Here is a 10,642-nt window from a genome sequence, read left to right on the forward strand (position 1 = left end):
TTGGGTTGCTTGGCAAAGAGTCTTGTTAATGATAAAAAATATAGGTTACATAAATGGCTGTAATCACCCCAATGAGGTCGGCCAGCAAACCACAAGTAGCCGCATAGCGGGTTTTTTTGATATTGACTGCCCCAAAGTAAATGGCTAAAATATAAAGTGTAGTATCGGTTGTTCCTTGAAAAATAGAGACCAAACGCCCCTGAAACGAATCTACCCCATAGTGGTTCATGGTTTCGAGCATCATACCAGTGGCACCACTTCCACTGAGTGGCTTCATAAATGCCGTAGGCATCGCCGGGATAAAATCAGGGTTTACCCCAAAGTAAATCACTATTTTTTTGAGCGTAGAAGTAATAATTTCCAGCGCACCCGATTCTTTAAAAACTCCAATGGCAATCATAATGCCCACCAGGTAAGGTATAATCTTGATGGCTACATCAAACCCCTCTTTGGCACCTTCTATAAAGGACTCGTAGATATTGACTCGCCGATAGAGGGCGAGTAGTATAAAAAATACAATGATGCTAAATAGGATTAGATTGCTTACCACCTTAGATATGTCACTGATTTTTTCTTTGGGTAACCCCGACAAATAATAAATGGCTATTCCCAGCGAACCAAGTATTACAGCAAGGTAGCCCAGCAATACTGGGTCAAACAGGTTGATGCGTTGGTAAAGCGCTACCAGTATCATTCCGGCGATGCCAGTAACTGCCGCCGAAATAAGTATAGGAATAAAAATGTCTGAAGGGTTGGCAGCTTGTAAACGGGCTCGGTAAATCATTACCGTCAGGGGAATAAAGGTAAGCCCAGTGGTATTGAGCACTGCAAACATAATTTGGGCATTAGACGCTTCTTCTTTTTTGGGGTTGAGCTTTTGCATTTCCTGCATTGCCTTGATACCCAATGGAGTTCCAGCATTGTCGAGTCCCAGTAAATTGGCCGACAGCTTCATAAAAATAGGGGTGATTGCTGGATGATTGGTAGGAATTTCGGGGAATAAACGACGAAAGAAAGGGCCAAAAACAAAGGTTAGCATTTTTACAATGCCTGCCTTTTCACCTATTTTCATGATGCCCAACCACATAGCCATGGCTCCGGTAAGGTGCAAGGCAAGCTCAAAGGCAAGGGATGATTGATCAAAAGTAGATTTGATAAGGCGATCAAATATTTCTATATCCCCTTCAAATATCAGCTTATAAAGCGCAATGATAAACGCAATCAGGAAAAAGGCTACCCAAATGTAATTTAATACCATTGCAAGTATTGATTTTGTTTGGCTTTTTTGCTTTTACCACAAAAAAGGCGATAAATGAATAAATGTCTACTTACTGTTCGTTCAATGTTGATTTGATTGAATGAATATGTCTCATTCATTTTCCTGTGTGCCAGGGTTCAAAGCATAAATATATTAATTATATCTTCTTATCAAAAATACCCACCCGATTTAAGTACTTATTTTTCAGAGAGTAGTACTTTCCCCTAATACCAAATATTATGCTGATGCTATTGATCAACAATGAAATTTTATAACTATTTACCTCTTCAATTCATTTGATTGTTATAAATTTAAAACTGTGAACTGTTCAATTAAAAATTCTACAAATATGCACAAACAATACAAAAAATTTGGACTGGCTTGCCTTCTGGTAATGCTTAGCAGCTCGTGGGGACAAGCCCAAATACGCGTACCTGTCCCTAGCCCTACAGTTACCTTGTTGCAAGAAATAGGTCTTACCAAGGTCGAGCTACGCTATTCGCGCCCTGGAATGAAGGGAAGGAAAATATTTGGTCATCTGGTGCCTTATGGTAAAGTATGGCGCACAGGTGCTAACCAAAACACTCGCCTTACATTTTATGAAACAGTGACCATAGGGGGAAAAAAAATCCCCCAGGGACAATACGCTTTACATACTATTCCGGGTAAAAGTGAATGGACAATTATTATTAACAAAAAACAAGGGTATGGCAATAGGTATGACCCCAGCCAGGATGTACACCGGTTTAAGGTAAAACCTCAACGCACCAAGTTGGTGTATGAAACTTGCACTATAGATTTTAGTAACTTTGATAAGAACAGCGCTGATTTGCGTATTTTTTGGGAAAATACAATGGTGACATTCAGGATTGAGACGGAGGTGGACCAAAAGGTAATGAAGCAGATAAACAAGGTAATGGCCAATCCAGCACGTACACTTGCTCAAGCTTATTACACCTCGGCTCGTTACTACCTTGAGACAGGCAGAGATTTAAACAAAGCACTTGAGTGGGCTACTCAAGCTGCTAAACTACGTCCCGACGCTTATTGGATGCTGCACTATCAAGCAAAAATTGAGGGAAGGCTTAAAAAATATACCCAGGCTATAGCCACGGCAAAGTTGAGCATTGCCGCTGCCAAAGTGCGCAAAAACCCCGATTTTGTTCGTATGAACGAAGCGTTAATCGCTAAGTGGAAAAAGCTTAAGTAGGGTACTGTCATACCCTACTTGAACTTTATTGATTGAACTGCGCCAAATAATTGAATAAACCCAAAGTATAAGTGGCTATTGAGGTAAAATGATTGCCACCTTCTATAGGTATCAGTTCTACTTGAGTAGCTCCATTGGCACGCATAGCATCATACGCATTTTGTGAATTAAAAAAGGGCACAAAATCATCGGCGGTACCGTGAAACATTCTAATAGGCGCTTTGGGCGTCCAATTGTATAGGTCGTTGTCTTTAGTAGCGTTCAAAAACGCAGTATCAGTCTCATCACGCACCCCATCCAAAAAACTTTGCTTAAATAATAATTGGGGGTTTTGCTCTACCTCTATTTGTATACCAATGGCAGGGGTAGCGTTTGCCAACTGACTGGCGTAAGGTTCATTGATGTATGCATCAAACGAGCGGTTGAGTTGATATACATCGTTGTAAGTGTCGAGCACCCAAAGGTAAGCATTGATAAAGGATAACTTTTCATTTTTAGACACTACATATTTAGCAAAAGCGGTTTTGTTGTAAGCACCTGCCCCTGGAATGCTTGCCGTAACGGTAAACTCATCGTTATGGCTTGTTTCCAATAACTTGTGTAATGCCATAGAAGCGTAGCCTCCCTCTGAGTAACCCGCCAAAAAGAGTTGATTGTTCAACACAACATTGTTGCGGGCGCAAAACTCCCGGCTTGCCCGCAACATATCACGCGAAGCCGATGCCAGCGAAGCAGCGTGTTCGTAAGGATGAGCAAGATTTTTAGAAGCTCCATAGCCAATATAATCGGGCATAGAGACTACATAGCCCACTGCCGAAAATAACGTGCCTGATGTATAAGACTCGCTATTGGGCTGATAGTTTGACGGGGCTTCTTCATCGGCAGTAATAGTGCCATGCTGATAACTTACCAAAGCATAAGGCTTGCTTTCGACAGGGACAATCAATGCACCAGAGGCGATAATGGCGTTGCCCGAAACATCTACCGTGTTGTAAGTAATGTTGTATACCTTGACTGTGTTGAGTGACAATAAACCCAAAAACGGCGCAACTTCTGTATTGTTGGCATAACGCGCCTTGATTTGGGCACCCGTAAACTCACCCACCAACTCGCTTTGTACCAAATATTGGGCTTCAGGCAATACATTTTCGTCCTGCTTTTTGTTACAACTTACCAACACCAGGCTGAAAAACAGGCTTATATAGAATAGTTTTTTCATGTCCTTACTTATTTTTTTTGATAAACACCACAACCATTAATCATAACTTTCTCTTATTTCCATCCACATTTCGGGGTTTTGGATAGGTACAAAATCAGCGTATTGAGCATACAAAGCGTGGGCATCACGGGTGGCCAGCATCCAACGACGCAAGCCTTGTAAATCGGGATGCTGACGTATGTTTTGCACCAGCCACTTGGCAAGCCCCTGACTCCGATATGCCTCCAGCACAAACACATCGGCCAGGTAAGCAAATGTGGCATAGTCGCTCATAATGCGTGCAAACCCCACTTGCTGGTTTTCTTTGTAAACCCCAAAACACAATGAATGCTTGATCGATTTTTCTACAGTGGCTTCGGAAATATTGGTTGCCCAGTAAGAAGACGCAAGAAAACGGTGGATAACCCCTACTTGCAACTTTGCTTTATCTGTAGAAAGCAGAAAATCGTTTTTTGTAATGTTCATTTTCTCAATAGTCTGTAGTCCTGACAAGGCTCTAGGGACTAGGTGCAAGGTTCTAGGTACACCCTGTTTAGCTGCGTTGAGCCCATCACAGCAAGCTGCTGCCCCGATAAATATAAATCGGGATTTAGAAATAGATTCGATTCATAGGGAGCCATCAAGCCTGTAAAGCATTTACTTTCAATTGTTTACAAATTTGTTAGTTAAAAATCCTGACCAGGCAAATTGTGTCCATTAGTAGTTAGTTGCACCTTATTCTATAAACTACTACGCATCCGCTTTTTACCAGAACTTTCACTTGTTTAAACAATCAATAGAACAGCAATGTTCTGATAACACAAAAAACAATGGTTAAAAAGTACCGTTTACCTGTTGAGCATATTGATTAGAACGCATTACCCACGGACTTTTCTTTTGGTCAAAAGCATCTACCGCTGACTGCACATCCAAAAAGAATTTATCTTTGCCCATGAGGGCTGTCAAACCACTTTGGGCAAAGTAGTCCCTGACTGGCCCCTTGATATTACTAAAATTCAACCCTACTCCTTGAGCTTCTAACTCGGTAAACAATTCTTTGAGCATTTGGGCAGCACTAGAGTCTACGTTGCCTATACTTTCGGCGTTGACTATGACTAACTCAAGTACTCCCAGATTTGGGTTTACCAGTTGGCGCACGGTATCACGAAAGTGATTGGCATTGGCAAAATAAAGGCTGGCATCATAGCGTAAAATCAATACATCATTGCGTACTACCAAGCCATCATAGCGCGCCACATTGCGATATTCATGTGTCCCCTTAAAAGCCCCCAAAATGGCTACATGTGGGCGGGTGGTACGGTAAATCATTGCCAACAACGACAACACCACACCAGCAAATATCCCTTCACGAATGCCTACAGTAAGCGTTGTAATAAAAGTAATAGTAAACATCAAAAACTCATCTTTTTTGGTGCTCCATAATGCTTTAGGGTAATTCAAATCAATGAGCCCAAATACTGCTACCATAATCATAGAAGCAAGCACTGCCTGAGGCAAATAATAAAACAAAGGCGTAAGAAAAAGCAAGGTAAGCGCTACCAACGCTGCACTTACCAAGGCAGCTACTCCAGTTTTAGCCCCTCCCTGGTCGTTTACGGCAGTACGCGAAAATCCCCCTGTGCCAGGGTAAGATTTAAAAAAGGCACCTAGCAAATTTGCCGCTCCCAAAGCAATCAACTCTTGATTGGGGTCTATTTCATAGTATTTATGTTTGGCTTGTACTGCCTTGGCTACTGAAATAGCTTCCATAAAAGCAATAAACGCCAAGGTGAGTGCTATTGGAAAAAGTTGACTTATAATGTCTAAATCAAACAAGGGCAAGGTAGGCATTGGCAAACCACTGGGCACATCTTGTATAATTTTTACCCCTGCCAGGTCAAGCCTGAATATATACACTACCAAAATACTCAGCACTACAACTACCAAAGCCGCAGGGACGTTTTTTTTATATTTTTTTACCCATCTGATTACCACAATGCCCCCTAAACCAATGGCAAAAGTAGTCCAGTGAATATCTGAGACCTTCAGCACTGCCTGAAACAAAATTTCATGGACTTGATTGCTCCGGGGCAAGGTTACCCCCATCAAGTGTTTAAGTTGGTTGAACCCAATGATCAAAGCCGCCGCTGAGGTAAACCCACTGATGACTGGGCGCGATAAAAAATTTACCAAAAAACCCAGTCGTAACACACCAAACAATAGCTGCAACGCTCCCATCATAAAAGCCAACAAAACAGCCAACGCTATATATTGGTCAGAACCAGTTGCGGCAATGAGCGAAACGCCTGAAGCCACCAGCAACGAATCCATAGCCACCGGACCTACAGAAAGTTGACGCGAAGTGCCCAAAAAGGCATAAATAATTTGAGGTACCAGAGCTGCATACAAACCATACACAGGGGGCAAACCTGCAATATAGGCATACGCCATTCCTTGTGGAATAAGCATAATGCCCACAGTAAGCCCCGCAGACACATCACCTTTAAAATAGTTTTTTTTGTATTGGGGCAACCAATCTAATATAGGCACTAACCGTTTGATATTCATTATTTTATATTTTTTTAATTACACCTTTACTTCCACCTTCCTTACCAGGATTTTCATCAGCATACAACTGATTTTTGTATCTAAATAAAAAATATAACACAATATATGAATACATAATCATATTTACAAATATAAATATATTAAAGCAAAAAAATAGCACTGAGTTGGATAGTTACATATAATGCTACGCTTTTGAAGACAACGCAAGGTGGAATACCAAAAAAAACGCCTCTTATGCTGATTCATAAGAGGCGTTGTATTGATATATGATTTAAGACAAGCTTAGTTTCTTCTTCTTCCTTTGAATGGTCGGTTGCCTCCACCGCGTCTGCGATTACCACCACCGCCACCAGATGAACCTCCCTTAGAACGTTCAATTACTACTGATGAACCATCATACTCTACTTCAGAAAAAGCGCTCAATAGCTGATCTTCATAACGCTTGTCAATTTCAAAGAAAGAAAATGACTTTTGAATGTCTATTTTTCCTATTTCTACATTTTTCAACGATGGCTGACTGTCAATAAATGACAATAGGTTTTTAGGGTTCAACTCATCCTTGCTACCCAAGTTGATAAAGAAGCGGCTAAAATCAATGCGATTGCCTCCACGTTTTTTATCTCTTCGGTCACCATTGCGTTCCTTACGGTCACCTCTATCACGGTCGCGACGAGTCGCAGCGTTCAAATCAGGTGCGTTTTTGTAATACTCAAGGAAACGGTTGAATTCATAAGACACAAAGTGTTTGATGAGTTCTTCTCGGCTTAAACTCTCCAGCTTGTCGTATACGTGTGGCAAGTAAGGAGCAATTTCTTCTTCGTTTACATTTACCTCTTTTACCTTGTCCATCAAGCTAAGTAAACGGTTTTCACAAATCTCCTGACTTGTAGGAATTTGTTTGCGGTCAAACTTTTTACCGATTTTACGCTCAATGGTCTTGATTTTACCCGCTTCGCGTCCACCAATAATCAACAACGATACCCCGGTTTTGCCGGCACGTCCAGTACGTCCACTTCGGTGAATGTACACCTCAAGGTCATCAGGAAGGTTAAAGTTGATTACGTGTGTAATTTCGTCTACATCTAACCCACGGGCTGCCACATCAGTAGCCACCAATATTTGCAAATGACGAGAGCGGAAGCGTCCCATTACGTGGTCACGCTGTGCCTGCGACAAGTCGCCGTGTAAAGCGTCTGCGTTGTACCCATCCTGGATAAGCTTGTTGGCTATGTCCTTTGTTTCGCGGCGAGTACGGCAAAATACAATTCCATAAATATGAGGGTTAATATCAGCAATACGCTTCAGGGCTTGATAACGATCGCGGGGTTGTACCACATAAAATTCGTGGCTTACGTTTTTGGCTCCGGTATTACGCTGTCCTACACTTATCTTCTTAGGTTGGTGCATGTACTGCTCTGCAATACGAATAAGCTCCTGAGGCATAGTTGCCGAAAACAACAAAGTTTGTTTTTCTTTAGGAGTAGTAGCCAATATAGCATCCAATTCTTGCTTGAATCCCATGTTGAGCATTTCGTCTGCTTCGTCTAATACTAACCACTGAATTTGCTCCAGTTTAAGTTTTTTCCTTTTTATCAAATCAAGCGAACGCCCTGGAGTACCTACTACAATATGGACTCCACGTTTCAATGCATCAATTTGTTTGTCAATGCTTGCTCCGCCGTATACCGCAGTTGTGCGGATTTTCATAAACTTGGCAAAACTCTGAATATCACGGGCAATCTGTAAACAAAGCTCACGGGTAGGGCATAATATCAATGCCTGAATCTGCTTGGAGTCAGGGTCGATACTCTCTAACAATGGTAATGAAAACGCAGCGGTTTTACCTGTACCTGTTTGAGCAAATGCCAATAAGTCTGTTTCTTCAGTTAATAAATAAGGAATAGCTTGTTCCTGAATAGGGGTTGGTTTTTCGAAACCTAGTTCCTGGACGGCTTGTAAAATTTCCGAGCGCAATCCAATTTCTTCAAATGTTTGCATATATTACATTAATTCACCTTTCCTCAATTTCTTTTTGAATCAAAAATGGGTTGGGTAAATGTGTTAGTAAAAATTGTCTCAATATGCTCATTCGTTGAAATGAATGCCGTAAATGATTTTGGTGATTGAATAGTCTGATAATATCCAATTTTAAAATCCCAAAAGAGTCTTTTGAGACAATCTTTGAATTATTTTAAAGTGCAAATCTACAAGGAGTTTTGTACAAATACCTAAGAAAGTAAGTCTTTTTATCAAAATTGAGAGAATAAAAGGCATTATCTTTATATAGTACCATAATTTATTCATATTATCATCAAAAAAACTTGTTTGTATCCAATGTCCTTTCAGTTGTAAGACTTAATGCTAAATTTGCGGCTGTATGTTTAGGCTTATTTTGCAACTTAAAAAAATACCATGCGAACTCAATTTCATATTTTCCTGACAGCAGTGATGTACTATACCCGCATTCCAGTATACCACTGGGTAGATTATTCTGAAAAATACCTCAACCGTGCTACAGTTTATTTTCCTGTGATAGGATGGTTGGTAGGTGGTTATACTGCATTGATTTATTTTTTGTGTCAATTGGTATTCCCAACCGAACTCTCACTTTTGCTTAGCATGGCAGCAGGTATTCTTATGACGGGGGCTTTTCACGAAGATGGCTTTGCCGATGTTTGCGATGGTTTTGGGGGGGGCTGGAACCAAGCCAAGATTCTAACAATTATGAAAGACTCCAGGGTAGGGGCTTTTGGTGCCATTGGTATGATAATAATGTTTTTGGTAAAGTTTTTTAGCCTAAAAGCGCTGGTACCTGAAATGCACGTGGTGCCTATGCTCATTGTTAGTCATACTCTGAGTCGTTATACAGCCCTTACCTTTTTGTTTACCCACCGCTACGTACGCGAAAACGAAGACAGCAAAGCCAAACCTATTGCGAAGAACAAACCCAACCTAAAACAATTAATAGTAGCCACCTTATTCGGGCACTTGCCTTTACTTTTGTTTTACCCACTATGGTCTGCTTTTTTGGTGTTAGTCCCCTTGTTTTTACTAAAACAATACTTGGGCTGGTACTTCAAAAAATGGATTGGAGGCTATACAGGTGACTGCCTTGGGGCCACCCAACAACTGGCAGAAGTGGTGGTGTATATGTTTTTTATTGCCTGGCTTCAATTCAGTTAGTACCCAATGTTGTTTTCTTTGCGAAGCTTTTCACCTTTAGCTATGAGTCTTTCACCCCTTGACAATGGCTTGCCAAACTTTTTTTTAAGGTCGCAGAGAACAACATTGGTCGCCTCACTCCCAATGTATGTGGGCATTCCAGAACGTTGTGTGTTCTTCAGGAAAATACTAACCACTCAACCCCACTGCTTTTATCATTCTATCTTTACCAAATAAATCTTTGCGTACTTCTACCTGCCGAAACCCTTGCTGTTCTATCATTGCCTTGGTGATGACTCCAAACTGTTCGTTGATTTCAAAATAGAGCGCGCCTTGGGGTTTCAGTTTTTGTCGGGCAACCTGAGTAATTGCTTCATAAAATAATAAAGGCTCATTTTGAGGCACAAACAAGGCAAGGGCAGGTTCGTGTTTTAGTACATTTTCGTGCATTTGAGCTTGCTCATCAGGGGTGACATAAGGCGGATTACTTACAATAACGTCTAACGATTGATCGGCAAAATGAGTAAATGAAGGGGTTAAAATATCATGTACTATCCATTGAATATTTACTTTATTTAAGGCTGCATTTTGCTGGGCAATGGTAAGTGCCTCAGGTGATACATCGAGTGCATTTACTTGAGTCTGAGGCATGTTTTTAGCAAGTGTTACCGCAATACAACCGCTTCCGGTACCTATATCCAGCAAAGTAAGGGGCTGGTCTTGGAAGTCTTGTATGATCCAGGCAACCAGTTCTTCGGTTTCGGGACGCGGAATAAGCACCCCCGGCTTTACCCAAAAGGGCAAACCATAAAACTCGGCTTGTTTTATTATGTATTGAATAGGTTCATATTGCTGGAGACGTCTTAGGGCATTGTTGAACACCTGTAGCACTTGCGGGGTTGTTTGGATGGGCTGATTTACCAAAACCTGCATTTTGTTCAACTGAAACAGGTGCTCTAGTAGTAAGAAAGCCATAGATTGGGCTTCGGTAGCAGGGTAATAAGGCAATAGTGCTTGGCGACACTGATCAAACAATTGTTTGGCTTCTTTATTCATAGTATTTATTGAGACTTGCTTTTGGCAGGCAAAAATAGTTGGAAAGAGGTTAATAGCAATGTGTTAGATCAAGTTGCTGATTTTTTTATTTGATTACGGCAGGTTTGCGGTAACTAAAGCAAAAAAAGCGTAAAGATGATTAAATCTCTACGCTTTTTATTTTTTCGAAGGTTCAATAATTTTATTGCAT

Annotated in this window: 8 protein-coding genes; 2 read left to right on the forward strand and 6 right to left on the reverse strand. The window is 41.0% G+C overall.

The window, feature by feature from the left end; all coding sequences use genetic code 11:
• Positions 1-25: 25 nt before the first annotated feature.
• A complete protein-coding gene (locus Q0954_RS21355) occupies positions 26-1,258 on the reverse strand; it encodes a nucleoside recognition domain-containing protein (protein WP_299460134.1) in 1,233 nt (410 codons plus the stop codon).
• A gap of 349 nt (positions 1,259-1,607) precedes the next feature.
• Here Q0954_RS21355 and Q0954_RS21360 point away from each other — a divergent pair, with 349 nt between their 5' ends.
• On the forward strand, positions 1,608-2,468 hold the full coding sequence (locus tag Q0954_RS21360) for a DUF2911 domain-containing protein (protein WP_299460137.1): 861 nt from the start codon (positions 1,608-1,610) through the stop codon (positions 2,466-2,468).
• Positions 2,469-2,493: 25 nt separating this feature from the next.
• On the opposite strand, the gene Q0954_RS21365 is transcribed toward Q0954_RS21360, so the two are convergent.
• The 4 genes from Q0954_RS21365 to Q0954_RS21380 all read right to left on the reverse strand — a co-directional run bounded on the left by Q0954_RS21365 (position 2,494) and on the right by Q0954_RS21380 (position 8,232).
• Positions 2,494-3,687 (reverse strand): lipase family protein, encoded by a 1,194-nt coding sequence (locus Q0954_RS21365; RefSeq protein ID WP_299460140.1) that lies wholly within the window; start codon positions 3,685-3,687, stop codon positions 2,494-2,496.
• A gap of 36 nt (positions 3,688-3,723) precedes the next feature.
• The gene (locus Q0954_RS21370) at positions 3,724-4,152 is read right to left on the reverse strand and encodes a GNAT family N-acetyltransferase (RefSeq protein WP_299460143.1); all 429 of its coding nucleotides are present in this window, start codon (positions 4,150-4,152) and stop codon (positions 3,724-3,726) included.
• Between the two features lie 348 nt (positions 4,153-4,500).
• Positions 4,501-6,234: a SulP family inorganic anion transporter gene (sulP, locus tag Q0954_RS21375; RefSeq protein ID WP_299460146.1), complete on the reverse strand. Its 1,734-nt coding sequence runs from the start codon at positions 6,232-6,234 to the stop codon at positions 4,501-4,503.
• 282 nt (positions 6,235-6,516) lie between these two features.
• On the reverse strand, positions 6,517-8,232 hold the full coding sequence (locus tag Q0954_RS21380) for a DEAD/DEAH box helicase (protein WP_299460149.1): 1,716 nt from the start codon (positions 8,230-8,232) through the stop codon (positions 6,517-6,519).
• Between the two features lie 414 nt (positions 8,233-8,646).
• On the opposite strand from Q0954_RS21380, the gene Q0954_RS21385 reads away from it, so the two are divergent.
• Positions 8,647-9,417, forward strand: a complete 771-nt coding sequence (locus tag Q0954_RS21385; protein ID WP_299460152.1) for an adenosylcobinamide-GDP ribazoletransferase — start codon at positions 8,647-8,649, stop codon at positions 9,415-9,417.
• A 168-nt stretch (positions 9,418-9,585) separates the two neighbouring features.
• Here Q0954_RS21385 and prmC read toward each other — a convergent pair whose 3' ends face one another.
• Positions 9,586-10,452 carry a peptide chain release factor N(5)-glutamine methyltransferase gene (prmC, locus tag Q0954_RS21390; RefSeq protein WP_299460154.1) on the reverse strand — a complete coding sequence of 289 codons (867 nt, stop codon included), beginning with the start codon at positions 10,450-10,452 and terminating at the stop codon, positions 9,586-9,588.
• Between the last annotated feature and the right edge of the window lie 190 nt (positions 10,453-10,642).

It is taken from the genome of uncultured Microscilla sp., from assembly GCF_947493425.1.
Classification (GTDB): domain Bacteria; phylum Bacteroidota; class Bacteroidia; order Cytophagales; family Microscillaceae; genus Microscilla.

Bases quoted from the DNA above. Each gene is read 5' to 3' on its own strand.
- Q0954_RS21355 (WP_299460134.1), bottom strand. From the start codon at position 1,258: ATGGTATTAAATTACATTTGGGTAGCCTTTTTCCTGATTGCGTTTATC.
- Q0954_RS21360 (WP_299460137.1), top strand. From the start codon at position 1,608: ATGCACAAACAATACAAAAAATTTGGACTGGCTTGCCTTCTGGTAATG.
- Q0954_RS21365 (WP_299460140.1), bottom strand. From the start codon at position 3,687: ATGAAAAAACTATTCTATATAAGCCTGTTTTTCAGCCTGGTGTTGGTA.
- Q0954_RS21370 (WP_299460143.1), bottom strand. From the start codon at position 4,152: ATGAACATTACAAAAAACGATTTTCTGCTTTCTACAGATAAAGCAAAG.
- sulP (WP_299460146.1), bottom strand. From the start codon at position 6,234: ATGAATATCAAACGGTTAGTGCCTATATTAGATTGGTTGCCCCAATAC.
- Q0954_RS21380 (WP_299460149.1), bottom strand. From the start codon at position 8,232: ATGCAAACATTTGAAGAAATTGGATTGCGCTCGGAAATTTTACAAGCC.
- Q0954_RS21385 (WP_299460152.1), top strand. From the start codon at position 8,647: ATGCGAACTCAATTTCATATTTTCCTGACAGCAGTGATGTACTATACC.
- prmC (WP_299460154.1), bottom strand. From the start codon at position 10,452: ATGAATAAAGAAGCCAAACAATTGTTTGATCAGTGTCGCCAAGCACTA.